Origin of the sequence: Achromobacter sp. E1, from assembly GCF_037039475.1 — a bacterium.
Lineage (GTDB): Bacteria > Pseudomonadota > Gammaproteobacteria > Burkholderiales > Burkholderiaceae_B > Achromobacter > Achromobacter mucicolens.
Genome location: NZ_CP146253.1, coordinates 1,477,416 through 1,501,876, shown reverse-complemented (window position 1 = coordinate 1,501,876; position 24,461 = coordinate 1,477,416). Strand labels below are relative to the sequence as shown.

The 24,461-nt window shown below is 66.5% G+C and carries 17 protein-coding genes and 1 pseudogene; 5 read left to right on the top strand and 13 right to left on the bottom strand.

Going from position 1 to position 24,461, the window contains the following annotated elements:
• Positions 1–6: 6 nt before the first annotated feature.
• From V6V88_RS06835 to V6V88_RS06780, 12 genes are all read right to left on the bottom strand, one after another.
• Positions 7–330 (bottom strand): DUF3325 domain-containing protein, encoded by a 324-nt coding sequence (locus V6V88_RS06835; protein WP_056322155.1) that lies wholly within the window; start codon positions 328–330, stop codon positions 7–9.
• Positions 327–2,015, bottom strand: coding sequence for a PepSY-associated TM helix domain-containing protein (locus tag V6V88_RS06830; protein WP_338618561.1), 1,689 nt, complete (start codon positions 2,013–2,015; stop codon positions 327–329). Before V6V88_RS06830 ends, V6V88_RS06835 begins: the two co-directional genes overlap by 4 nt.
• On the bottom strand, positions 2,012–2,320 hold the full coding sequence (locus V6V88_RS06825; RefSeq protein WP_152383745.1) for a DUF3649 domain-containing protein: 309 nt from the start codon (positions 2,318–2,320) through the stop codon (positions 2,012–2,014). Before V6V88_RS06825 ends, V6V88_RS06830 begins: the two co-directional genes overlap by 4 nt.
• A 79-nt stretch (positions 2,321–2,399) precedes the next feature.
• Positions 2,400–4,928: a TonB-dependent siderophore receptor gene (locus V6V88_RS06820; RefSeq protein WP_338618560.1), complete on the bottom strand. Its 2,529-nt coding sequence runs from the start codon at positions 4,926–4,928 to the stop codon at positions 2,400–2,402.
• A gap of 80 nt (positions 4,929–5,008) precedes the next feature.
• Positions 5,009–5,998: a FecR domain-containing protein gene (locus V6V88_RS06815; RefSeq protein ID WP_338618559.1), complete on the bottom strand. Its 990-nt coding sequence runs from the start codon at positions 5,996–5,998 to the stop codon at positions 5,009–5,011.
• Positions 5,991–6,524, bottom strand: coding sequence for a sigma-70 family RNA polymerase sigma factor (locus V6V88_RS06810; RefSeq protein ID WP_056322146.1), 534 nt, complete (start codon positions 6,522–6,524; stop codon positions 5,991–5,993). Before V6V88_RS06810 ends, V6V88_RS06815 begins: the two co-directional genes overlap by 8 nt.
• Before the next feature lie 112 nt (positions 6,525–6,636).
• Positions 6,637–7,728: a cell division protein ZapE gene (gene zapE / locus V6V88_RS06805; RefSeq protein ID WP_142050203.1), complete on the bottom strand. Its 1,092-nt coding sequence runs from the start codon at positions 7,726–7,728 to the stop codon at positions 6,637–6,639.
• Between the two features lie 92 nt (positions 7,729–7,820).
• Positions 7,821–9,248, bottom strand: coding sequence for a dihydrolipoyl dehydrogenase (gene lpdA, locus V6V88_RS06800; RefSeq protein ID WP_056322141.1), 1,428 nt, complete (start codon positions 9,246–9,248; stop codon positions 7,821–7,823).
• 92 nt (positions 9,249–9,340) lie between these two features.
• Positions 9,341–10,576: a 2-oxoglutarate dehydrogenase complex dihydrolipoyllysine-residue succinyltransferase gene (gene odhB, locus V6V88_RS06795; RefSeq protein WP_056322139.1), complete on the bottom strand. Its 1,236-nt coding sequence runs from the start codon at positions 10,574–10,576 to the stop codon at positions 9,341–9,343.
• Positions 10,577–10,679: 103 nt separating this feature from the next.
• The gene (locus tag V6V88_RS06790) at positions 10,680–13,547 is read right to left on the bottom strand and encodes a 2-oxoglutarate dehydrogenase E1 component (RefSeq protein WP_223574656.1); all 2,868 of its coding nucleotides are present in this window, start codon (positions 13,545–13,547) and stop codon (positions 10,680–10,682) included.
• Between the two features lie 327 nt (positions 13,548–13,874).
• The gene (locus V6V88_RS06785) at positions 13,875–14,345 is read right to left on the bottom strand and encodes a winged helix-turn-helix transcriptional regulator (protein WP_056322133.1); all 471 of its coding nucleotides are present in this window, start codon (positions 14,343–14,345) and stop codon (positions 13,875–13,877) included.
• Complete coding sequence (locus tag V6V88_RS06780) at positions 14,342–14,539, bottom strand: hypothetical protein (protein ID WP_338618547.1); 198 nt, start codon at positions 14,537–14,539, stop codon at positions 14,342–14,344. Before V6V88_RS06780 ends, V6V88_RS06785 begins: the two co-directional genes overlap by 4 nt.
• On the opposite strand from V6V88_RS06780, the gene V6V88_RS06775 reads away from it, so the two are divergent.
• The 4 genes and pseudogenes from V6V88_RS06775 to V6V88_RS06760 all read left to right on the top strand — a co-directional run bounded on the left by V6V88_RS06775 (position 14,538) and on the right by V6V88_RS06760 (position 19,241).
• Positions 14,538–15,554 (top strand): 1-aminocyclopropane-1-carboxylate deaminase, encoded by a 1,017-nt coding sequence (locus V6V88_RS06775; protein WP_338618545.1) that lies wholly within the window; start codon positions 14,538–14,540, stop codon positions 15,552–15,554. The genes V6V88_RS06780 and V6V88_RS06775 overlap by 2 nt on opposite strands.
• Before the next feature lie 174 nt (positions 15,555–15,728).
• Positions 15,729–16,673 carry an allantoinase PuuE gene (puuE, locus tag V6V88_RS06770; RefSeq protein WP_338618544.1) on the top strand — a complete coding sequence of 315 codons (945 nt, stop codon included), beginning with the start codon at positions 15,729–15,731 and terminating at the stop codon, positions 16,671–16,673.
• Positions 16,674–16,750: 77 nt separating this feature from the next.
• Positions 16,751–17,995, top strand: a pseudogene (locus tag V6V88_RS06765) (hydantoinase/carbamoylase family amidase); the annotation flags it as partial.
• 4 nt (positions 17,996–17,999) lie between these two features.
• The gene (locus V6V88_RS06760) at positions 18,000–19,241 is read left to right on the top strand and encodes a M20/M25/M40 family metallo-hydrolase (protein ID WP_338618541.1); all 1,242 of its coding nucleotides are present in this window, start codon (positions 18,000–18,002) and stop codon (positions 19,239–19,241) included.
• A 222-nt stretch (positions 19,242–19,463) separates the two neighbouring features.
• Here V6V88_RS06760 and V6V88_RS06755 read toward each other — a convergent pair whose 3' ends face one another.
• Entirely contained in the window at positions 19,464–21,515 is a 2,052-nt protein-coding gene (locus V6V88_RS06755; protein ID WP_338618539.1) for an oligopeptide transporter, OPT family, read from the bottom strand.
• 212 nt (positions 21,516–21,727) lie between these two features.
• Between V6V88_RS06755 and mdeB the strand changes: the two genes are divergently transcribed.
• Positions 21,728–24,415, top strand: coding sequence for an alpha-ketoglutarate dehydrogenase (mdeB, locus tag V6V88_RS06750; RefSeq protein WP_223574649.1), 2,688 nt, complete (start codon positions 21,728–21,730; stop codon positions 24,413–24,415).
• Positions 24,416–24,461: the final 46 nt, after the last annotated feature.

Sequence of the window (24,461 nt, the reverse complement as noted above, 5' to 3'; positions counted from 1 at the left end):
CCGCGCCTACCAGACCGCCAGCACGGGCGCGGCCAGCGCGCACAGGCCGCCCGCGGTCAGCGCCGCGCGCGGACGGAAGGTCAGGAACCAGATGAGCAGCAGGCCGGCGATGCTGAGAATGCCGATCCATTCGACCGTCCCGTAGCTCCAGCCCCAGACCGCGGCGGACGCCCACAGCGACAGCGCAAGCGCCGTCCAGCCGAACAGCCGCAACGGCAGCCGATGACGGCGCGGCAAGGCGCGGTCGAACAGATCTTCGTAGTGACGGTCCATGGCCAGGCACAGAGCGGAAAACCCGGCATAGGCCAGGCAGAAGGCGGCTAGCGTCATGGCGTATCACCTCGCGGTTCGAAAGCGGTGCGGTGCACGGCGGCCGGCACGGCGGGGTCGTGCGCGGCGGGCGCAGCGGCGGCGGACTTGACGGCCTGGGCGCGCGCGGCGCGCGGCTTGCCCGCGGATCGGGCGGGCGCCTTGCGGGCCCGCGCCGCCTTCTGCGCCATCCATGCAAAAAACAGGGCGCTTGCCAGGCACGTCAGGTCAAAACCCGCCATCACCCAGTCGCCCTGCGGCAACGAGACGCCCAGGTGCCGGTGGGTGGTCAGCGCATTGACCACCGGCACCAGGGCCAGCGCGGCGGCGGCCACCGCCAGCAGGTCCTGCCATTTGCGCCGCTGGAAGAGAAACGCATAGACCAGCGACAGGCCCCAGGCGATGAAGAAGGCGCGCACCTCCCAGACCTGGCGGCCGGGCATGTCGGCGGGCAGCAGCCGGTTGGCCAGGAACACCGCCGCCACGCCGAACACGACCCCCGCGATGGTGCCCGCGTTCAGGCCGTCCACCAGGCGCAGCGAGAACTCTTCGCGCGCGTCGCCCGGCCGGGCCTTCTGGCGGCGCTTGGCGATCCACAGCACCAGGCCCGTGGCCACCATGGCCGTGCCGGCCAGGCTGACGATGAAATACAGCCAGCGCAGCACCGGTTCGGCGAACAGGCCCAGGTGCAGGCCGGTGATCACGCCCGCAGTCAGGGCGGTCGCGCTGCGGCCGGCCTCGGACTCCTGCAGCGCGCCCGTCACCCCGTCAAAACGCATGAACGGCGCCATCAGCCCGTACGACACGCCGTCGCCCACGTGGCGGCTGATGGTGATGGTGGCGCCCGCGTCATTGGGATTGTTGACGGTCACCCGGCCGACGCGGCCTTGCCACTGCTGCTCGGCCTGCGCCACCAACGGGGCAATCGGAACCAGCGGCGCGGGCTGGTTCAGCGGCGGCGTGACCTTGAAGGCCTTGAAGACCTCGTTGGTGTAATCGCGCGGATTGTCGTAGACGGCCTGGATGCCTGCCGGCATCAGCATCACCATGAACAGCACCAGGCCGCTGAAGGTGATCATCAGGTGAAACGGCAGGCCCAGCACGGACAGCACGTTGTGGCCGTCCATCCAGGCACGCTGGCCGCCCTTTCCGGGCCGGAAGGTAAAGAAATCAGCAAAGATCTTCTTGTGCGTGATGATGCCGCTGATGATCGCCACCAGCATGAACATGCCCGCGATGCTGGCCAGCCAGCGTCCCCACGGAAACGCGGTTTCCAGCTCGAAATGGAAGCGGTAGAAGAAGTCGCCGCCGCGGGTCTGGCGCGGCGTCACGGCCTGGCCGGTGGCCGCGTCCAGCTTGACGCGCACGAATCCGCGCTCGCCCGGCTTGGGTTTGGCGGTCTGGTACAGCAGCTGGATCAGGGGCTCGCGGTCGGACGACGGCGTGATGAACCAGCGCTTGGCGTCAGGCGCGTTTTCCGCCAGATAGCGCTGCGCCGTGGCGACGGCCTGGACGGCGGGCGCCGGCTGCACCTGGATCTCGGGCTGCATCCAGCGCGTGATCTCGGGCCGGAAGAAGGCCAGCGAGCCGGTCAGGAACATCGCGAAAAGCACCCAGCCGAAAATCAGGCCAGCCCACGTATGCAACCACGACATGGACTGGCGCATGCCCTCTTCGCCGGGATGCCTGGTCTTGGCCGCCTTCATGCCGCCCCCACGAGCCGGTGCGCCAGAAACATTCCGCCCAGCAGCGCGGCGGGGACCAGGATGCCCGCCCAGGCGCGCCAGGCGTTGCGCGTGGCAAACACCCAGATCACCCCGCAGGCATAGACCACGAAGGACAGCAACTGCGCCGCGGTCACGGCATCGGGCCGCCCCAAGGGCAGCCAGACCGCCAGACAGGCGGCCGCCGCCGAGGCCAGGGCATAGCCGCCCAGGATGGCGGCCGTCGCGCGGGAGAATACGGCCAATCGGTAGCGCATCATGCCTGCGCCGGCTGCGGGAGCTTTCACGGGAGTTCTAGGTGGTTGCGGGGACGTGGCCGGCCTGAATTATAACGATTCTCGTTAATACGGGAACGGCCAACCTTGCTTACCAGCGATACCGCAGGCTGGCCTTGATGGAGCGCTGGTAGCCGAACCAGCACCAGGACTCGCCGGAGCACGACGCGATGTACTCCTTGTCGAACAGGTTCTGCACGTTCAGCGCAACCTGCATGCCCTTGAGCGCGGGCGAGGCGCGGCCCAGGTCATAGTCCAGCATCAGGTCCACCAGCGTGACTTTCGGCACCTTCAACGTGTTGGCCTCGTTGGCGTACGACGAACCGATGTACCGCACGCCGCCGCCCACGCCAAGGCCGGCCAGCGGGCCTTCCAGAAGCTGGTAGCGCGCCCAGGCCGACGCCTGCTGCGACGGCAGCGCGGCGGGGGTCTTGCCGGTCAGATCGAAGCCCGCCGCATTCGGATAGGCCTTGGTGTATTCGTTGTTCATGACCGAGTAGGCGGCAATCAGCGACAGGCCGCGCATCGGCTCGGTCTTGGCCTCGAGTTCGATGCCCTGCGTGCGCAGCTCGCCCGCCTGGATCGAGCAGCGTCCACCCGCCGTGCCGCACAGGTGCGTCGGATCCGGGTCGGTGGTCGTCATGTTCTCGCGGCGGATGTCGAAGGCCGCGAAGGTCAGCATCGTGGCCGAGCCCGGCGGCTGGTACTTGATGCCCACTTCGTACTGCTTGCCCTCGATCGGCTTGAACGGCGTGTTGTTCCAGCCGGTGCCCGACTGCGGCTCGAAGGATTCCGAGTAACTGAAGTACGGCGCCACGCCGTTGTCGAAGTTGTAGATGGCGCCGAACCGGCCCGAGAACGCTTCGGCGCTCAGCTTGGACGGGGTGACGCGGCCCGAGGCGATCGCCGTCGTCTCGCCCAAGTTGCGCGACCAGTCGTAGCGCCCGCCCAAGAGGAACGACAGACGGTCGATCTTGATCTGGTCCTGGAAATACACGCCGGTCTGGTACTGCGTGGTGGTCGCGTCGCTGGAGAACGCCGGCACGGGAATGTTCTGGAAATTGTCCGGGTTCTTCACGTAGAGTGCAGGCGCGGAACCAAAGCCCGACAGCGTGTCGGTCTTGACGTGCTGGTAGTCGAACCCCACCAGGACGTTGTGGCCGATCTTGCCGGTGTTGAAGCGGGCCTGCAGGTTGTTGTCGATGGTCAGCGCCCCCACATCCACGTCGGTCGCGATCGAGGCGCGCTGGTGGTACAGGTAGGTCCTGTCCGTATAGCCGTAGTAGTTGGTCATCGCGCCATAGACGCTGCGGTACTTGGCGTCCGAGTGCGTCCAGCGCAGGCTTTGCGAGGCCTTGAACGTGTCGTTGAAGCGATGGTCCAGGATGTAGCCCAGCGAGTAGCTCTTGCGGTCGCTCTTTTCGAAATTGGCGTCGCCATCGTAGTAATCGGCGGGCAGCCGGAAGCCGTCGGGCGCGCGCAGCAAGGTGCGCATGGCCGGCACCGCGCCGTACGACCCCATGTCGGGATCATGCTGGAAATTGGTCAGGATGGTCAGCGAGGTATCGGCATTGGGTTTCCAGGCGAACGCGGGCGACACGAAGTAGCGGCGTTCCTTGGTGTCCTGCACCTGGCCGTCCGACATGTAGCCCGATCCCACCAGGCGATACAGGTACTTGCCCTCTTCGTCGATGGGGCCGCCGAAGTCGAAGTTGGCGCGGCGGAAGTCGTAATTGCCAACCTGCAGCTCCACCTCGCGCAGCGGCTCGTCCAGCGGCCGCTTGCTGACCTGGTTCACCACGCCGCCCGGACCGCCCTGCCCGTACATGACCGACGCCGGCCCCTTGAGCACGTCCACGCGCTCAAGGCGGAAGGCATCGACTTGCGGCAGCGCATCGCGGCCGCCGAACACGCGCAGCCCATCGAGGTACGTGGACGCCGAGAACCCGCGCACGTTGAACTGGTCCAGGCGGGTCGCCGTGGCGCCGCGCGACTCGGTGGCCACGCCCGCCGTGTAGCGCAGCACCTGATTCAGCGTCTGCGCGCCCTGCTCGGTGATCTGCTCGCGCGTGACCACGGACACCGACTGCGGCGTCTCGATCAGCGGCGTGTCCGTCTTGGTGGCGCTGGCGCTGGCGGTGGCCACGTAGCCCACCGTGGGCGCATAGGCGCTGTCCGGCATGCCCGTGACCGTCACGGGCGCCAGCGTGTGCGTATCGCCCGCGGAGGCCGGCGCGGGCGCCAGCGTCCACGTGTTGCCCGATTGCGCGCGCGCCTGCAGGCCGCTGCCCGCCAGGATGCGCGAGAAGCCGGCGCCCACCGTATACGCGCCGTTCAACCCGTCCGAACGCCGGCCTCGCACCAGCGCCGGATCGAACGACAGCACCACGCCCGCGCTGCGCGCAAACTGTGTCAGCGCATCGGCCAGCGGCCCTGCCGGAATCTGGAAACTGCGCTGGCCATTGGCGGCTGCCGCCGCGTCGGCGGCTGGCGCGGACTGCGCCCAGGCCGCGGGCGCGCCGGCGGCCAGCGCCCCGGCGCACGACACGGCCAGCACGGCTTGACGGCCGGCGGTCAGCGGTGCGCGCAGGCGGGTGTGGATTGAAGCGGACACAAACATCTCCCTGTACGGTGGTTTCTTTCTGCTTTCCGTACGGGGATGCAAAACCTGCAATGCGCCGGCAAGAAAATTTGTAACGCTCAGGCGTCGCGCGATCCGACCTGCAGCCAATATTGCGTGTGGCGCGTGACGGTGATCGGCAGGGAGTGTTCCAGCGCCTTGAGCGCGCGCTCGGCGTCGTCCAGCGGAAACACCCCGGAAAGCCGCAAGGCCGCCACCGCGGGATCGACGCGGATGACGCCCACGCGCTGGCGGGCCAGGTGTTCGGCAAAGTCGTCCAGCCGCCATTCCTTGGCCACCACCATGCCGTCCACCCAGGCGAGCCGGTCCGGGTCCGTCGCGCCGCGCTGAAGTTCGCCGTCCTCGGCAGGAAACAGCCGTTCACCGGCGGCAAGCTGCGTCAGGACGCCATGGCGCAGCAGCGCCACGCTGCCTTCGTATACGCCCACGCGCGCGCCTTGCGCCGTTCGCCGCAGGTCGAACCGCGCGCGCTCGGCCTGCACCTGGCCGTCGCCGGTGTTCACGCGCAGCGTCCGTGCGCCCGGATGCGGCTCGGCCTGCACCAGCATCTCGCCGCGCAAGAGCGCAATATCACGTACGTTGCCGCTGACGTTGACGCGCACGGCAGAATCGCTGTTCAGGGTGACGCGCAGCCCGTCCGCCAGCGCAAGGGCCTGGCGCTCGCCCACGCGGGTGCTGTAGTCGGCGACCAGCCGCTGCCAGGGCGCATGACGGTAGCCGGCCCACCCGGTGGCGGCCACGCCGGCCACGGTCAACAGGCTGCGCAGCGCGGCGCGCCGGCCGCGCGAGGCCGGCGCATTCAGCGCGGTGTGCGCCAGCGCCGCCGGCACCCGGCGCGCGTCGCGGCCGATGTCCTGCAGCCGGTCCCACGCCACGCGATGCGCGGGATCCTGCGCAATCCAGGCGCGGCACGATTCGCGCGTTTGCGTGTCCGCCACGCCCGATTGCAACCGGCTCCACCAGACAATGGCCTCGCGCACGACGGCCTCCGAAGGGGCGGCATCCGAGGATCTGCCCGCGGCGGGCATGAGTTTCAGCGCGTCAGGCATGGATCGCCGCATAGCACGCGGACATCGCGCGCACCATGTATTGCTGCACGGAACTCAACGACACATCAAGGCGTTCTGCGATCTCGGGATACGTCAGGCCGTCCAGCTGCGACAGCAGGAACGCGGCGCGCGCCTTCGGCGGCAGGCCGTCCAGCAGGCGATCCAACTGCACCAGCGCCTGCAATTGCTCGGCCTGCGCCTCGGGCGACGGCGCATAGGTTTCGGGCACGCTGGCCAGATAGGCAAGGTACGCGTGTTCCAGCGCGGCGTGGCGCTGGTGGTCGACGACCAATCCCTTTGCGATGGTGGTGAGAAGCGCCCGGGCCTCGTTGGCCCGCACCTGCTTGCGGCCCTGGATCACCCTGACGAAGACGTCCTGCGCCAGATCCTCGGCGCGATGTTCGCAACCCAGCTTTCGGCGCAGCCATCCGAACAGCCACGGGCGGTGATCGCGGTACAGGCCATCGACAGGCGCGACCTGGGCGTCGACGCACGGGGCCGACGAGGAAAGCAAGGTGGAAGACACGGATGAGACTGCGGCGCGGGACCAAAAGTCTCAAAATCTTAATTGATAATGACTTGCATTAACAATGATTGACCTCACCCGGCCCCGAAATTGCGGGCCGGGTGACGCATTACTACAACGTCGCGGCCAGGCGGCGCTCGGATTCGAGGTACTCGCGCGACTGCATTTCCAGGATGCGCGAGACGGTCCGGTGGAACTCGTTGGCCAGCGCGCCTTCCGTGTAGATCTCTTCGGGCTCGCACTCGGCCGACATGATGAGCTTGACGCGATGGTCGTAGAACACGTCGATCAGCCAGGTGAAGCGGCGCGCCTCGGACGCCTGGCGCGGGCCCATGCGCGGCACGCCCGACAGGATCACGGCGTGGAAGCGGTTGGCCAGTTCCAGGTAGTCGTTCTGCGAACGGGGCCCGCCGCACAACGTGGCAAAGTCGAACCACACCACCGAGCCGCCCAGCGCCAACGCGCGGATCTCGCGATGCTCGATGTGCAGCACGGGCTCTTGCGGAGGCGTGTCGGCCAGCGCGTCGAAGGCCGCCTGCAGCGCCTTCTGCGCATGCTCGTCCAGCGGCGTGTGGTAGCTCTGCACCTGCTCCAGCGAGCGGCGGCGGTAATCGATGCCCGCGTCCACGTTCATCACGTCCATGCGCGACTGGATCAGCGCGATGGCGGGCAGCACGCGGTCGCGGTGCAGACCGTCGGTGTACAGCGTCGACGGTTCGTAGTTGGACGTCATCACGAACGACGTGCCGTATTCGAACAGCTTGAGCAGCAGGCGGTGCAAGATCATTGCGTCCGCCACGTCGGACACGTGGAATTCGTCAAAGCAGATCAGCCGGTAGCGCTTGGCCACGCGCTTGGCGACCTCGTCCAGCGGATCCTGCATGCCCTTCACTTCCTCGAGCTCACGGTGCACGCCGCGCATGAATTCGTGAAAGTGCAGGCGCGTCTTGCGCACCACCGGCACGGTGGCATAGAACGCATCCATCAGGAAGCTCTTGCCGCGGCCCACACCGCCCCACAGGTACACGCCGCGCGGCACGTCGGGACGGTTCAGCAGCTTTTTCAGCGCGTTCGAGCGCATCGACTTGAACTTGACCCATTCGTCGTAATAGCGCTGCAAGCGGTCGATCGCCTTCTTCTGCGCGTCGTCGGGCTTGTAGCCGCGTTCGGCCAATGCGTGTTCGTAGTAGTCGCTGACGTTCATAGGGGAACCGGATCAGGCTGAAATGGTAATGGCGGTAAAGAAAAGGGCGGGTCCTGGAACCCGCCCCCGGTCTTGCAGCAGTCAGTCGCGGCTTAGAAGTTCAGCGCGCGCTTGTCCACGGCCAGCGCGGCTTCCTTCACGGCTTCCGACAGCGTCGGGTGCGCGTGGCAGATGCGGGCGATGTCTTCGGCGGCGCCGCGGAATTCCATGATGGTCACGGCTTCCGAGATCAGTTCCGAGGCCATCGGGCCCACGATGTGCACGCCCAGGACTTCATCGGTCTTGGCATCGGCGATCACCTTGGCAAAGCCGGTGGTGTCGCCCAGCGCGCGGGCGCGGCCGTTGGCCAGGAACGGGAAGCTGCCAGCCTTGTACTCGCGGCCTTCGGCCTTGAGCTGCTGTTCGGTCTTGCCGACCCAGGCGATTTCCGGCGAGGTGTAGATGACCCACGGCACGGTGTCGAAGTTGACGTGGCCGTGCTGGCCGGCGATGCGCTCGGCAACCGCAACGCCTTCTTCTTCAGCCTTGTGCGCCAGCATCGGGCCGCGCACCACGTCGCCCACTGCCCAGACGTTCGGCAGGTTGGTCTTGCAGTCGCCGTCCACGGCCACGAAGCCGCGTTCGTCCAGCTTCAGGCCCACGGCGTCGGCGTTCAGGCCGCCGGTGTAGGGCACGCGGCCGATCGAGACGATCAGCTTGTCCACGACCAGCTTCTGCTCGGCGCCCTTGGCGTCGACATAAGGCACGGTCACCGACTTGGCGGTCGCCTTGATCTCGCCGATCTTGACGCCCATCTGGATGTTCAGGCCTTGCTTGGTGAAAGCCTTCAGGGCTTCCTTGGCCACTTGCCCGTCGGCGGCAGCCAGGAATTCCGGCATCGCTTCCAGGATGGTGACTTCGGAACCCAGGCGGCGCCACACGCTGCCCATTTCCAGACCGATCACGCCAGCGCCGATGACGCCCAGCGTCTTGGGCACGGCGCCGATGTTCAGTGCGCCGTCGTTGGACAGCACGACCTTTTCGTCGAACGGCAGGCCGGGCAGTTCACGCGCCGACGAGCCGGTGGCGACCACGACGTGCTTGGCAACCAGGTCTTCCTCGGCGGTGCCGGTGACCTTGATGGCCCAGCCGCCTTCCACCTGGCCGCTGAACGCGCCCTTGCCGTGGAAGAACGTGACCTTGTTCTTCTTGAACAGGTACAGGATGCCGTCGTTGTTCTGCTTGACCACCGTGTTCTTGCGGCCGATCAGCGTGTCGAGCTTCAGGCTGACGCCCTTGACTTCGATGCCGTGCTCGGCGAAGTGGTGGTTGGCTTGCTCGTAGTGTTCCGACGATTGCAGCAGCGCCTTCGACGGGATGCAGCCGACGTTGGTGCAGGTGCCGCCGGGAGCCGGGCCGCCTTGGCCGTTCTGCCAGGCGTCGATGCAGGCGACCGACATGCCGAGCTGCGCGGCGCGGATGGCGGCGATGTAGCCGCCGGGGCCTGCGCCGATCACGACGACGTCAAATTGTTTGGACATAGTGTTCTCGCGAATGAGGGGTGAAGAAGCGCACTTGCCGCCCAGCGGGGTCGTGCTGCGGGCCGGCGGGGAGCCGGCCCGGGGCGTCGAGATTACAGGTCCAGCAACAGGCGCTGCGGATCTTCCAGGGCGTCCTTCATGGCGACCAGGCCCAGCACGGCTTCGCGGCCGTCGATGATGCGGTGGTCGTAGGACAGGGCCAGGTAGTTCATCGGACGGATGACGATCTGGCCGTTTTCGACGACGGCGCGATCCTTCGTGGCGTGCACGCCCAGGATGGCCGATTGCGGCGGGTTGATGATCGGGGTCGACAGCATCGAGCCGAACACGCCGCCGTTGGAGATCGAGAACGTGCCGCCGGTCATTTCTTCGATGCCCAGCTTGCCGTCAGCGGCGCGGCGGCCGAAGTCGGCAATGGTCTTCTCGATGTCGGCGATCGACAGCTGGTCGGCGTTGCGCAGGATCGGCACCACCAGGCCACGCGGGCTGCCGACAGCGATACCGATGTCGAAGTAGCCGTGGTAGATGATGTCCTTGCCGTCGATCGAGGCGTTGATCAGCGGGTACTTCTTCAGCGCGGCAACGGCGGCCTTGACGAAGAACGACATGAAGCCCAGCTTGATGCCGTGTTCCTTTTCGAACTTGTCCTTGTACTTGGCGCGCAGGTCGATGACGGCCTGCATGTTGACTTCGTTGAACGTGGTCAGGATCGCGTTTTCCTGCTGGGATTGCAGCAGGCGCTCGGCGATGCGGGCGCGCAGGCGGCTCATCGGCACGCGCTGTTCCGGACGGCCGTCCAGCGACAGCGTGGTCGGGGCGGGCGCGGCGGCAGCCTTGGCCGGCGCGGCCTTGGGCTGGGCGCTGGCGGCCAGGGCGTCGCCCTTGGTCACGCGGCCATCACGGCCCGTGCCCGACACGGAAGCGGCGTCAACGCCCTTCTCGGCCAGGATCTTCGAGGCGGCGGGCGAAGCGACGCCGGCAGCGGCGGTCGAGGCCGGGGCGGCAGCGGCGGGCGCCGGCGCGGCGGCGGCTTGCTCAGCGGCCTTGGGGGCTTCGGCCGGCGCGGTGGCGGCGGCGGCGGCCTTGGCGGCGGTGTCGATGCGGGCCAGCACTTCGCCCGAGGTCACGGTGCTGCCATCGCCCTTGACGATTTCGGACAGCACGCCCGAGGCGGGGGCCGGCACTTCCAGCACGACCTTGTCGGTTTCGACTTCGATCAGGATTTCGTCGGCTTCAACGGCAGCGCCCGGCTGCTTCTTCCAGGTCAGCAGGGTCGCTTCGGAAACGGATTCGGAAAGTTGGGGAACGACGACGTCGGTAATAGCCATTTTGTTTATTCCGTAGAGAGTGTGTTCTTGTCACGCGGCGCGGCAAGGTTCGAAACGGGGTTCCGGAACGCTTGCCGCCCGCGGCGCGTGCATCAAGTAAGGGTTACTTCGTCAACATGACCTTGAACTTGGGCGCGAAGGCCGTTTCGATCAGGGCCTTCTGCTGCTCCTGGTGCTTGGCCAGGTAGCCCACGGCCGGCGATGCCGACGCGGCACGGCCTGCGTAGCCAAGCTTCTGGCCTTCGACCATGTTCTCGTACACGTGATGCTGAACGTAGAACCAGGCGCCTTGGTTCTGGGGTTCGTCCTGCACCCAGATCACTTCGGTTGCCTTGGGGTACTTGCGCAGTTCGGCTTCGAACGACTTGTGCGCAAACGGATACAGCTGCTCGACGCGGATGATGGCGACGTTGTCGGCGCCACGCTCGCGGCGGGCGTTGACCAGGTCGTAGTACACCTTGCCCGAGCAAGCCAGCACGCGCTTGACCTTGCTGGCGTCGATGGCCTCGTCGACCTCGCCGATGACCGGGCGGAAGCTGCCGCCGGCCAGATCGGTCAGGGGCGAACCGGCGTCCTTGTTGCGCAGCAGCGACTTCGGCGTGAACAGCACCAGCGGCTTGCGGAACGGGCGGATCATCTGGCGGCGCAGGACGTGGAAGATCTGCGAAGCCGAGGTCGGCTGAATCACCTGCATGTTGTTGTCGGCGCACAGCTGCAGGAAGCGCTCGATGCGGCCCGACGAGTGCTCGGGACCCTGGCCTTCGTAGCCGTGCGGCAGCATCAGCGTCAGGCCCGACTGGCGGCCCCACTTGGCTTCGCCGGAGCTGATGAACTGGTCGATCACGACCTGGGCGCCGTTGACAAAGTCGCCGAACTGGCCTTCCCAGATGACCAGCGTGTTCGGTTCGGCGCTGGAGTAACCGTATTCAAAGCCCAGCACCGCCTCTTCGGACAGCACGGAGTCGATGACGGTGAACGGCGCCTGGCCTTCCGACACGTTCTGCAGCGGGATGTAGGTGCCGTCGTTCCAGCGTTCGCGGTTCTGGTCGTGCAGCACGGCGTGGCGGTGCGTGAACGTGCCGCGGCCCGAATCCTGGCCGGTGATGCGGATGGCGTAGCCCGAGGACACCAGGGTCGCGAAGGCGAGGTGTTCGCCCATGCCCCAATCCAGGTTCATTTCGCCCTTGGCCATGGTGCGGCGGTCGTTCAGCAGCTTGGCGACCAGCGGGTGCACGGTGAAGCCTTCCGGCACGGTGGTGATGCGTTCGCCGATGCGCTTGAGTTCAGCCAGCGGCACGGCGGTGTCGGCCTGGTCGGTCCACTTGGCGCCCAGGAACGGCGACCAGTCGATGGCGTACTTGCTCTTGTAGTCGGTCAGCACCGGTTCGATGGTGCGCTGGCCGTCTTCCATGAGCTGGCGGTAGTCCTTGACCAGCTGATCGGCTTCGCCATCGGCCAGCACGCCTTGCGTGGTCAGCTTGTCGGCGTACAGCTTGCGCGTGCCGGGGTGGTGGCCGATGCGCTTGTACATCAGGGGCTGCGTCAGCGACGGGGTGTCCTGCTCGTTGTGGCCCAGCTTGCGGAAGCAGACGATGTCCACGACGACGTCGTGGCGGAACTGCAGACGGTAGTCCAGCGCCAGCTTGGTGACGAACACCACGGCTTCGGGATCGTCGCCGTTGACGTGGAACACCGGGGCTTCGATCATCTTGACCACGTCGGTGCAATACAGCGTCGAACGCGAGTCACGCGGGTCGGACGTGGTGAAGCCGATCTGGTTGTTGATGACGATGTGCAGCGTGCCGCCCGTACCGTAGCCGCGCGTCTGCGCCAGGTTCAGGGTTTCCATCACGACGCCCTGGCCGGCAAAGGCCGCGTCGCCGTGCACCAGCACCGGCAGCACTTGCTTGCCTTCGGCATCGCCGCGGCGTTCCTGGCGGGCGCGTGCGCTGCCTTCGACGACGGGGTTGACGATTTCAAGGTGCGACGGGTTGAACGCCAGCGACAGGTGGACCGGGCCGCCGCGCGTGGACAGGTCGCTCGAGAAGCCGTTGTGGTACTTCACGTCGCCGTCGGTCAGGCCTTCGGCGTGCTTGCCTTCGAACTCGGCGAACAGGTCGCCGGGCATCTTGCCCATGATGTTCACGAGCAGGTTCAGGCGGCCGCGGTGGGCCATGCCGACCACGATTTCCTGGACGCCGTTTTCACCGGCGTGGTTGACCACTTCGTCCATCGAGGCGATGAAGCTTTCGCCGCCTTCCAGCGAGAAGCGCTTCTGGCCGACGTACTTGGTGTGCAGGAAGCGTTCCAGGCCTTCGGACTCGGTGAGCTGCTGAAGGATGTGGCGCTTTTCTTCCGCGGTGTACGTGGGCGCGCCCAGCGTGGTTTCCAGGCGTTCCTGGATCCAGCGCTTGGCGGCGGGGTCGGAGATGTGGGTGAATTCTGCACCGATGCTGCGGCAGTAGGTGTCGCGCAGCGCCTTCAGGATGTCGCGCAGCGTCATCGTGCTGGCGGTCGTGAAGTAGGTGTTGGTGGCCGAGTACGTCTGGTCCAGATCGGCTTCGGTCAGGCCATAGAAGGCGGGATCGAGCTCGGGGATCGGCGGACGTTCCTGGCGCTTGAGCGGATCGAGGTCGGCCCAACGCGAACCCAGCGAACGGTAGGCGGCAATCAGCGATTGCACCGAAACCTGCTTGCTGGCCACGCTCAGGTCGGGTTCGGCGGCGCGTTGCACGAAGGCATTGGCCTTGGCGCGCTGGGCGAACGATTCGACGATGGGAGCATGGGCCTGGTCGCGAGTGGATTCCTGGCCGTCGGTTGCGGGAGCGTGCTGCAATTGGTCGAAATATTCGCGCCAGTTGTCAGGTACCGAACCGGGGTTATCGAGGTAGGCTTCGTAAAGCTCCTCGACATACGGGGCATTACCCCCAAAGAGGTAAGACGTGGATAGAGATTCTATTTCCGAAGACATATCGCTTCACCTTTACGAGTGCTTCACTCGAGACGATGCAGGAAAACCTTCCGCGACACGGGCTTCCCGTTAGGCGGATAGCAGGGGCAGAAGGCGCGTACAAGCCTTGAAAGCCTATGGTCGAGAAGTATAACCCTTTGAGTTTACGGGCGTCTTCCCGCATTTCCGTGACGCGAAAGCCCTTTGGGAATGCCGTCATGCAGCAACGGAATGTCCGTCCAACCCCTTCCAATGCGCCGTCTACGCGCCACCAAAATCGGTCAATGCAAAATGCCGCAGCGCGTCATTTTGAATAGCAGAAAAGGCAAGTGTTGCATTTACGCCGCGTCAAACAGGCAGCGCAGTGGTCGACATGATCTCTTTCAAGACGAAAAAAGTGCGAATTTGGCGTACGCCGGGCAGCTTGATGATCTCGCCCGCATGCAGCTTGTTGAATCTTTCCAGGTCGCGGATGCGCAGCATCAGGAAGTAGTCGAATTCGCCTGCCACCAGGTGGCATTCCAGGCAGCCGCTGATGCTCTTGGCCGCTTCCTCGAAGTCGGTGAACGAGTCGGGTGTGGAACGGTCAAGCACCACGCCCACGATGACCAGCGTGGCCATATCCACGTCGGCGGGTTCAAGCAGTGCGACCGTCTTTCGGATGATGCCTTCGCTTTTGAGCCGCTCGACGCGCCGCAGACACGCCGCCGGACTGAGATGCACGCGCGCGCTCAGGTCCAGATTGGTGATCTGCGCGTCGTCCTGAAGAATGCGCAGGATCTGGCGGTCGATGCGGTCCAGCGTGAAAACGGCGGTCATGGAATGCGTCCCTGAAAATTAAATTTGGTCGCGGTTTTTAATTTGGAAATATTAGATGCATAAACACCCATAAACGAAGTTTCGATTTGGCGGATTGAAAAAATACGCAATTGACCCCCCAAGCCCATGATTTCTATGATTTTTGCGAACCCTGCCAAAAAGCGCAGGCCGACCGAATCATCAGGAGCCACCATGGATCTGCAACGTTTTCCCCGTCATCGCCTGACCTTCGGCGATACCCCAATCGAAAAGCTGGACCGCCTTTCACAGCATCTGGGCGGCAAGGTCGAGATCTACGCCAAGCGCGAGGACTGCAACAGCGGCCTGGCGTTCGGCGGCAACAAGCTGCGCAAGCTTGAATACCTGATCCCGCAGGCGCTGGAACAAGGTTGCGACACGCTCGTCACCATCGGCGGCATCCAGTCCAACCACACGCGCATGGTCGCGGCGGTGGCCGCCAAGCTGGGATTGGCCTGCGTGCTGGTGCAGGAAAACTGGGTGGATTATTCGGATGCGGTCTACGACCGCGTCGGCAACATCATGATGAGCCGCCTCATGGGCGCGGAGGTGCGGCTGGTTGATCAGGGTTTCGACATCGGCTTTCGCCGCAGTTGGGAAGAGGCGCTTGAAGAAGTGAAACGCCGCGGCGGCAAGCCCTATGCGATTCCCGCGGGCGCGTCCGACCATGAGCTGGGCGGGCTGGGCTACGTCGGCTTTGCCGAAGAGGTGCGCCGCCAGGAAGCCGATCTGGGATTCAAGTTCGACTACATCGTCGTCTGCGCGGTCACGGGCAGCACGCAGGCCGGCATGGTCGTGGGCTTTGCCGCCGACGGCCGCGCCGACCGCGTCATCGGCATCGACGCATCCGCCACGCCGGAGCAGACGCGCGCCCAGGTCCTGCGCATCGCGCGGCGCACCGCCGACCTCGTCGGACTGGACAGACCCATCGAAGACAAGGACGTGGTACTCGACACACGTTACGCCTATCCCGCGTATGGCCTGCCGTCAGCCGAAACCAACGATGCCATCCGTACCTGCGCCCGCCTGGAAGGCATGATGACCGACCCCGTGTACGAAGGGAAATCCATGCAGGGGATGATGGACATCATCCGCAAAGGCGAGATTCCCGCCGGTTCGAAGGTCCTGTATGCGCACCTGGGAGGGGTGCCGGCGATCAACGCCTACAGCTTTCTCTACCGCAACGGATAGCGGCGGCTTCGGCGTCATGGGGTGGCCTTGCGGGGATTTGCGGTGACGCCAAGCCCCCCGTAGGGCAACCCAGGATGGCGCGGGAGGGACAATTGATGTACATACTTTGTATACACAAATCCACGCGCGAATCGTGTGTTGCCTTGCCACGGTTTCGCGTTCCCCTGCCCGCCCATGCCCGCCTACGATTCCACCAAGCCTTACCCCCGCGACCTCGTCGGCTACGGCCGCAATCCACCTCACGCGCAATGGCCAGGCAACGCGCGGATTGCGGTGCAGTTCGTCCTGAATTACGAGGAAGGCGGCGAAAACAGCGTGCTGCATGGCGACGCCGGCTCCGAGCAGTTCCTGTCCGAAATGTTCAGCCCCGCCAGCTATCCGGACCGGCATCTCAGCATGGAAGGCATCTATGAATACGGTTCGCGGGCGGGCGTGTGGCGCATCCTGCGGGAATTCGAAAACCGCCAGCTGCCGCTGACGGTGTTCGGCGTCGGCATGGCGCTGCAACGCCATCCGGACCTGACCGCGGCGTTCGTGGAACTGGGTCATGAAATCGCCTGCCACGGCTGGCGCTGGATCCACTACCAGAACGTGGATGAAGCCACCGAGCGCGAGCACATGCGCCTGGCCATCGACGCCATCACCACGCTGACCGGCACACGGCCGCTGGGCTGGTACACCGGCCGCGACAGCCCGCGCACCCGCACGCTGGTCGCCGACGACGGCGGATTCGAGTACGACAGCGACTATTACGGCGACGACCTGCCCTTCTGGATGCAGGTGCGCAAATCGGATGGCGCCACGGCGCCGCAGCTCATCGTGCCCTACACGCTGGACTGCAACGACATGCGCTTTGCGCTGCCGCAGGGCTTCTCCCACGCCGATCCCTTTTTCCAGTACCTGAAGGACAGCTTCGACGCGTTGTATGCCGAAGGCGACGAGGCGCCCAAGATGCTCAGCATCGGCATGCACTGCCGCCTGTTGGGCCGGCCCGGCCGCATCGTTGCCCTGCAACGTTTCCTGGATCACATCGCGCGCCACGATCGCGTCTGGGTGTGCCGCCGGCTGGACATCGCGCGGCACTGGAAAGCCACCCACCCCTACATATCCGACCGTTGAACAGGACGACCATGACCAACAATCTGAACGAGCCGAACGTCGAGCCGCGCCCGCACAGCCGCCACGGCGAAACCGGCATGGGCAGCGACATCTGGGACTGGCACGAGGCGCTCAGCGTCTACAGCGATCCGGGTTACGCCGAAAAAGGCCAGCTCACGGTCACCTACCTGACCGACGCACACCGCGCCTGCGCCGCGCGCATCTCGCAATGGATGCGCGACTGCGGCTTTGACGAGGTCGGCATCGACGCCGTCGGCAATGTGGTGGGACGCTATCGCGCCGCCCGCGCCGGCGCGCCGGTCCTCATGACCGGCAGCCACTTCGACACGGTGCGCAACGCCGGCAAGTACGACGGCCGGCTTGGCATCTTCGTGCCCATGGCCTGCGTGCGCGCGCTGCATCGCGAGAACCGGCGTCTGCCGTTCGACGTGGAGGTGATCGCCTTCGCCGAGGAAGAAGGCCAGCGCTACCGGGCCACGTTCCTGGGCTCGGGCGCGTTGATTGGCAGCTTCAATCCCGACTGGCTCGCGCAGAAGGATGCGGACGGCATCACCATGCGCGAGGCCATGACGCACGCGGGCCTGGACATCGCCGGGATTGCCGGCCTGCGGCGCGATCCGGCCAATTACCTGGGCTTTGTCGAGGTGCACATCGAGCAGGGTCCGGTCCTGTATGAAATGGGGCTGCCGCTTGGCGTCGTCACGTCCATCAACGGCTGCGTGCGCCATCAGGTGCAGATCCTGGGCCTGGCCAGCCATGCCGGCACCACGCCCATGAACCGGCGGCGCGACGCGGCCGTCGCGGCCGCCGAGCTGGCGCTCTATGTTGAAAGCCGCGCCGCCCGCGATGGCGATTCGGTCGGCACGGTAGGCATGTTCGAAGTGCCCAGCGGATCGATCAACGTCGTGCCGGGCGAGTGCCGCTTCAGCCTGGACCTGCGCGCCCCCAGCGATGCGCAGCGCGACGCGCTGGTCGATGACGTGCTGGCCGAGCTGGCCGCCATCTGCGCGCGGCGCGGCCTGCGCTATTCGATTGAAGAAACCATGCGCGCCGCCGCCGCGCCCAGCGATCCGCGCTGGCAGCAGCGCTGGGAGCGCGCGGTCGACGCGCTGGGCGTCCCCGTGCACCGCATGCCCAGCGGCGCCGGCCACGACGCCATGAAGCTGCACGAGATCATGCCGCAGGCGATGCTCTTCGTGCGCGGCCAGAACAACGGCATCAGCCACAACCCCCGCGAATCCACCACCAGCGACGATATCGAACTTGCCGCGCAAGCCATGCTGGGCTTGCTCGACGCGCTGGCCAACGAAACCTCGACATAACGCCATGACCGATTACGCCCGACTCGACGCCTGGGTGGACGCCCATTTCGACGAAGAAGTCCGCTTCCTGCAAGATCTGGTGCGCGTGCCCACCGACACGCCGCCCGGCAACAACGCCCCGCACGCCGAGCGCACCGCGCAACTGCTGCAAGATTTTGGCCTGCACGCCGAAGCGCACCCCGTGCCGGCCCAGGCCGTCGCGGACTACGGCATGCAGTCCATCACCAACCTCATCGTGCGCCGCGAATACGGCGGCGCAGGCCCGCGCATCGCGCTCAACGCGCACGGCGATGTGGTGCCCCCCGGCGACGGCTGGAAGCACGATCCCTACGGCGCCGAGATCGAGGACGGCTGCCTGTACGGCCGCGCCGCAGCCGTCAGCAAGAGCGACTTCGCCAGCTTCACGTTTGCGCTGCGGGCGCTGGAAGCCGTCGCCATGCCGTCGCGCGGCGCGGTGGAGCTGCACTTTACCTACGACGAGGAATTTGGCGGTCTGCTGGGTCCGGGCTGGCTCCTGGAGCAGGGATTGACCCGCCCCGACCTGATGATCGCGGCCGGCTTCAGCTATGAAGTCGTCACCGCGCACAACGGCTGCCTGCAGATGGAAGTGACGGTGCACGGCAAGATGGCCCACGCCGCCATCCCAAGCAGCGGCGTCGACGCCTTGCAAGGCGCCGTCGCGATTCTGAATGCGCTGTATGCGCAGAACGCGCATTACCAGGCGATCACGTCGCAGGTTCCGGGCATTTCGCATCCGTACCTGAATGTGGGGCGGATCGAAGGCGGCACGAACACGAACGTGGTGCCCGGCAAGGTCAGCTTCAAGCTGGACCGCCGCATGATTCCCGAAGAAAACGCCGCAGAGGTCGAGGCCGACATCCGGCGCATCATCGAAGAAGCCGCGGCTTCATGTCCCGGTATCCGTGTCGAGATCAAGCGGTTGCTGCTGGCCAATTCGATGCGCCCGCTGCCCGGCGCGCAGCCGCTGGTGCAGGCCATCCAGCAACATGGCGAGGCGGTGTTCGGCGAACCCATCCCCGCGATGGGCACACCGCTCTACACCGACGTGCGCCTGTACGCCGAAGCCGGCGTCCCCGGCGTGATCTACGGCGCGGGCCCGCGCACGGTGCTGGAATCGCACGCCAAGCGCAACGACGAGCGCATCAATCTGGAAGACCTGCGCCGCGCGACGAAGGTCATTGCACGTACGCTGGCGGATTTGCTGCAACCGAGCGTGGGTGTCTGATGCCAAAAGGACCGGCGTCTCAGAAGAACCGGTGTATGACACCCCTGGCACCCCCCGACGCATTGCAGACCGTCTCACTCGGGTGTCAGACACCTGACGTGCGGCGTCTCAGAAGAACCGGTGTCTGACACCCCTGGCACATCCCGGCGCATTGCAGACCGTCTCACTCGGGTGTCAGACACCTGACGCTGACGGTGCAATGAGGGTGTCCGCCCCGCTGCACTAAGCCAGCCGCATCACCCGCCGCCAGAAAAGCACGGCCACCATGACAAACACGACCAGCCCCAGGTAGGACGCCATGCCGGCGAACGCCTCGCCCGCGATCGCCAGCGGCGCCTCGGAGCCCGTGCCGCCGATGATGGCCGCCATCAGCACGCCCACCAGGCTCTCGCCCACGATCAGGCCCGAGGCGATCAGCACGCCGCGGCGGTTGGCCGCCTCGGCAAAGCGGTCGTAGGGCTGGTTGGCGGCGGCGGCGCGGCGGCGCAGGGCGCGCTCAAGCAGCCAGGCCAGCAGCGCGCCCGCCACGATGGGCGCGGCGACGGTGGGCGGCAGGTAGATGCCGATGCCGACCGCCAGCACCGGAATGCGCGCCACCTTGCAGGTGCGCTTCATGATCTCGTCCACCACGATCAGTCCAACGCCCACCGCCATGCCGATCAGGATCATCGTCCAGTTCAACTGGTGGGTGAAAATGCCGCGCGTGATCGCCAGCATCAGCGTGGCCTGCGGCGCGGACAGCGCCTGCGAGGCGTCCATGCCCTCGCGCGGCATCGCGTCCGCAAACCCGTAAGCGTTGTACAGCAGCTCCAGCACCGGCGAAATCACCGCCGCGCCGACGACGCAGCCGATCAGCAGCGCGACCTGCTGACGCCACGGGGTGGCCCCCACCAGCCAGCCGGTCTTCAGGTCCTGCAGGTTGTCGTTCGAAATCGACGCCACCGCCACGACGGCCGACGTGCTGAAGATCGCCAGGGCAATCGCCATCTGCACGCCGTTTTCCAGCGCCATCAGCTCGCCGCCCACGCCCAGCATCAGCACGGACACCAGGACGATGGCGACGATGCCCACGCCGGAGATCGGACTGGTCGACGACCCCACCAGGCCGGCCATGTAGCCGCAAGCCGCGGCCACCAGGAAACCGAACACGAAGGCGAAGAGGACCGCGTAGGCCACCAGCTTCCAGATGGCGCCGGCCGACAGCGGCGTGCCCGACAGGAACACCTGGAACGTGAAGACCAGGATTGCCACCAGCACCAGCGTCACGGCCGAGATCCAGCCCGCCGACAGGTCGCGTTCGGTGCGCGGCGCGGTGCCCGCTCGGGCCGCGCCCTCCTTGGTCAAGGCCGAAAACGAGGCCTTCACGCCGCGCGCCATCGGCACGAACAGCGTCGCCAGCGTCCAGATCGCGCCCACGCCGATCACGCCCGCGCCAATGAAGCGCACCTGCGAGGACCACAGGCCCGTGGCATAGGACGCCAGCGTCGCGCCCGCGGGCATGTCGCCCATGGCGGTCAGGATGGGCACCGCGATGCCCCACGCAATGACCAGCCCGGTCAACATCGCCAGCCCGGCGACGATGCCGATCAGGTAGCCCGCGCCCAGCAGCGCCAGCGAAAAGCCCATCGGCAGCCTGAACACGGCGCCGCCCAATGCAAACCAGCCGCTCACGCTGTCGCCCAGCACGCGCAGCCCGCTGGCGGCAAAGCTGACCACGGCCGCCGCGACGCCCCCGGCGACGATGTCGCCCATGCCGGTGGCGGCGGGTTTGGCCGACGCGTGCGCGCCGGTCTGCGGCGCGTCCTGCGCGCGCTCGGCGCTGCCCACCCGCAGAATCTCCGCCGCCGCCACGCCTTCCGGATACGGCAGGTTGCTCTGCACCACCATCACGTGGCGCAGCGGAATCGTGAACATCACGCCCAGCATGCCGCCGGCCGCGCAGATGCCCAGCGTCTGCCAGAACGGGAAGCCCTGCCAGTGGCCCATCATGACCAGCGCCGGCAGGATGAAGATGATGGCCGACAGCGTGCCGGCCGCCGAGGCCTGCGTCTGCACCATGTTGTTTTCAAGGATGTTGGCGTCCTTGAACATGCGAAGGACCGACATCGAGATCACCGCCGCCGGAATGGCCGACGAGAACGTCAGGCCCACTTTGAGCCCCAGGAACACGTTCGAGGCGGTGAAGATGACGGTGATCAGCGCGCCGAGCAGGACGCCCCGGACGGTCAGCTCGGGCAGCGTGACCTCCGGCGGAACGCGGATGGGCTGGGTCATGGGTTTCTCCCTATTGATAGCCGCGCATTCTAGCGCCAGACCGTCCACCCCGTGGTCACCAGCGGTAAGCGCATTCGGGCAGTGGAACCTGCCGTGCCGCAGGATCCTGGCGAAAGATTATGCTGAAAGCGCCGGATTTCCTTGCGGAATTTGATGACTCATGCCTCGGGCATGCGTCTAGCATGAGCAGTAAAAACAGGAGACGACTTACCATGCTCGACCCTCGCCAGCCCCTTTCCGGATCGGTCCTCCAGGCCGACGCCGACCCCGCCGAAACCGCCGAATGGCGCGAAGCGTTGCAGTCCCTGCTGCAGGCCGACGGGGCCGAGCGCGCGGGCTACGTGCTGGACAGCGTCCTGGGCCACGCCGCCTCGCTCGGGCTGCGGGCCAACAGCCAGACCCGCACCGCCTACCTGAACACCATTCCCGCCGACCAGGAACCGCCCTTTCCCGGCAACCTGGCCGTCGAAGAGCGCATCGCCCGAATCAACCGCTGGAACGCGCTGGCGATGGTGGTGCGCGCCAATCAGGCGCACGGCGAGCTGGGCGGCCACATCGCCAGCTACGCGTCGGCCGCCGACTTGTTCGAAGTCGGCTTCAACCATTTCTTTCGCGCCCGCACGGACGGCAGCCCGGGCGACATCGTCTACATGCAGCCGCATTCGGCGCCTGGCGTCTACGCGCGCGCCTTCCTCGAAGGCTTTCTGGGCGAAGACGATCTTGCGCATTTCCGCCAGGAAATCACCGCCACCACGCGCGGCTTGCGCGGCCTGTCCTCGTACCCCCATCCGTGGCTGATGCCGGATTTCTGGCAGTTCCCCACCGGCTCGATGGGCATCGGCCCCATCAACGCCATCTACCAGGCGCGCTTCATGCGCTATCTGGAACATCGCTCGCTGGTGCCCGGCGCCGACCGCAAGGTGTGGGGCATCTTTGGCGACGGCGAAATGGACGAGCCCGAATCCATCGCGGCGCTCACGCTGGCCGCGCGCGAAAAGCTCGACAACCTGATCTTCGTCGTCAACTGCAACCTGCAGCGCCTGGACGGCCCGGTGCGCGGCAACGGCCGCATCATCGACGAACTCGAAACCCTGTACGCCGGCGCGGGCTGGAACGTCATCAAGCTCGTCTGGGGCAGCGACTGGGACGCGCTGCTGCGCCGGGACACGGGCGGCGCGCTCGCCCGCGCCTTCGCCAACACCGTGGACGGCCAGTTCCAGACCTTCGCGGCCAACGATGGCGCATTCAACCGCGCCCATTTCTTCAACCAGAATCCCGAGCTGGCGGCGCTGGTGGCCGACTGGTCCGACGACGCCATCGACCGCCTGCACCGGGGCGGCCATGACATGGTGAAGATCCATGCCGCCTACCATCGCGCCGCGAACCATCGCGGCCAGCCCACCGTCATCCTCGCGCAGACCAAGAAGGGGTTTGGCATGGGAACGGCCGGCCAGGGCAAGATGACCACCCATCAGCAAAAGAAGCTGGACGACGAAGCGCTGCTCGCGTTCCGCGACCGCTTCGCGCTGCCGATTTCCGACGCCGACTGCCTGGCGCTCAAGTTCTACCGCCCCGCCGACGACAGCGCCGAAATGCGCCACCTGCAGGCGCGCCGCGCCGCGCTGGGCGGCTATATCCCGCGCCGCAACGCCGAGGCCCCGCGGCTCGCGCCCCCGGACGCCGACCAATGGGCGCGCTTTGCGCTGGCGGCCGACGGCAAGGAGATGTCGTCCACGATGGCCATCGTGCGCATGCTGACCGCGCTGCTCAAGGACGCCACCGTGGGCCCGCGCATCGTGCCCATCGTCGCGGACGAGGCGCGCACCTTCGGCATGGCCAACCTGTTCCGGCAGATCGGCATCTATTCGGCGCAAGGCCAGCTCTATGAGCCCGAGGACATCGGCTCGGTGCTGTACTACCGCGAGGCCCGCGATGGCCAGATCCTCGAAGAAGGCATCACCGAGGCCGGCGCCATCTCGTCCTGGACGGCGGCCGGCACCAGTTACTCGGTCAACGGCCTGCCGATGCTGCCGTTCTATATCTATTACTCGATGTTCGGATTCCAGCGCATCGGGGACCTGATCTGGGCCGCCGCCGACCAGCGCGCCCGGGGCTTTCTGATCGGCGCCACGTCGGGCCGCACGACACTGGGCGGCGAAGGCCTGCAGCACCAGGACGGCTCCAGCCACATCATGGCCGCCACCGTGCCCAATTGCCGCGCGTATGACCCGGCCTACGCCTTTGAGGTCGCCGTCATCGTCGAACATGGCATGCGGCGCATGCTGGACGAGCAACGCGATGAATTCTTCTACCTGACCGTCACGAACGAGAACCTGGCGCAGCCGGACATGCCCCAGGATCCCGGGACGCGCGAAGGCATCCTGCGCGGCCTGTACCGGCTGCGGCCCGCGCGCGGCACGGCGCAGGTCCGCCTGCTCGGCGCCGGCCCCATGCTGCGCGAAGCCGAGCTGGCTGCCGCGCGCCTGCACGACGAATTCGGCGTGGATGCGGAAGTCTGGAGCGTGACCAGCTTTTCGGAGCTGGCCCGCAGCGGCCGCCAAGCCGAGCGCGCACGCGTGCTGGGCCTGGAAGCGCCGCAGGACCAGGACTGGGTGCACACCTGCCTGGCCGGCAGCGACGCCCCGGTGATCGCGGCCAGCGACTACGTGCGCGCCGTGCCCGAACAGATCCGCGCCTACGTAAAAGCGCCCTACCGCACGTTGGGCACGGACGGTTTCGGGCGCAGCGACACGCGGGCGCGCTTGCGCGATTTCTTCGAGGTCGGCGCCGACTGGATCGTGCTGCATGCGCTGGACAGCCTGGACAGGCAGGACGATGCGCGCACCTTGCGCCGCGCCTTGAACGCCGGCAGCCGCCAGGCGCCGCCGTGGGAAATCTAGGGTCTCATCCATTTCACCTCGTCCATCGGGGCGGCGCCGCGCACGC

Bases quoted from the DNA above. Each gene is read 5' to 3' on its own strand.
- V6V88_RS06835 (WP_056322155.1), bottom strand. From the start codon at position 330: ATGACGCTAGCCGCCTTCTGCCTGGCCTATGCCGGGTTTTCCGCTCTG.
- puuE (WP_338618544.1), top strand. From the start codon at position 15,729: ATGCCCGCCTACGATTCCACCAAGCCTTACCCCCGCGACCTCGTCGGC.
- V6V88_RS06815 (WP_338618559.1), bottom strand. From the start codon at position 5,998: ATGCCTGACGCGCTGAAACTCATGCCCGCCGCGGGCAGATCCTCGGAT.
- V6V88_RS06820 (WP_338618560.1), bottom strand. From the start codon at position 4,928: ATGTTTGTGTCCGCTTCAATCCACACCCGCCTGCGCGCACCGCTGACC.
- V6V88_RS06755 (WP_338618539.1), bottom strand. From the start codon at position 21,515: ATGACCCAGCCCATCCGCGTTCCGCCGGAGGTCACGCTGCCCGAGCTG.
- V6V88_RS06785 (WP_056322133.1), bottom strand. From the start codon at position 14,345: ATGACCGCCGTTTTCACGCTGGACCGCATCGACCGCCAGATCCTGCGC.
- odhB (WP_056322139.1), bottom strand. From the start codon at position 10,576: ATGGCTATTACCGACGTCGTCGTTCCCCAACTTTCCGAATCCGTTTCC.
- V6V88_RS06790 (WP_223574656.1), bottom strand. From the start codon at position 13,547: ATGTCTTCGGAAATAGAATCTCTATCCACGTCTTACCTCTTTGGGGGT.
- lpdA (WP_056322141.1), bottom strand. From the start codon at position 9,248: ATGTCCAAACAATTTGACGTCGTCGTGATCGGCGCAGGCCCCGGCGGC.
- V6V88_RS06780 (WP_338618547.1), bottom strand. From the start codon at position 14,539: ATGGTGGCTCCTGATGATTCGGTCGGCCTGCGCTTTTTGGCAGGGTTC.
- mdeB (WP_223574649.1), top strand. From the start codon at position 21,728: ATGCTCGACCCTCGCCAGCCCCTTTCCGGATCGGTCCTCCAGGCCGAC.
- V6V88_RS06830 (WP_338618561.1), bottom strand. From the start codon at position 2,015: ATGAAGGCGGCCAAGACCAGGCATCCCGGCGAAGAGGGCATGCGCCAG.
- zapE (WP_142050203.1), bottom strand. From the start codon at position 7,728: ATGAACGTCAGCGACTACTACGAACACGCATTGGCCGAACGCGGCTAC.
- V6V88_RS06775 (WP_338618545.1), top strand. From the start codon at position 14,538: ATGGATCTGCAACGTTTTCCCCGTCATCGCCTGACCTTCGGCGATACC.
- V6V88_RS06760 (WP_338618541.1), top strand. From the start codon at position 18,000: ATGACCGATTACGCCCGACTCGACGCCTGGGTGGACGCCCATTTCGAC.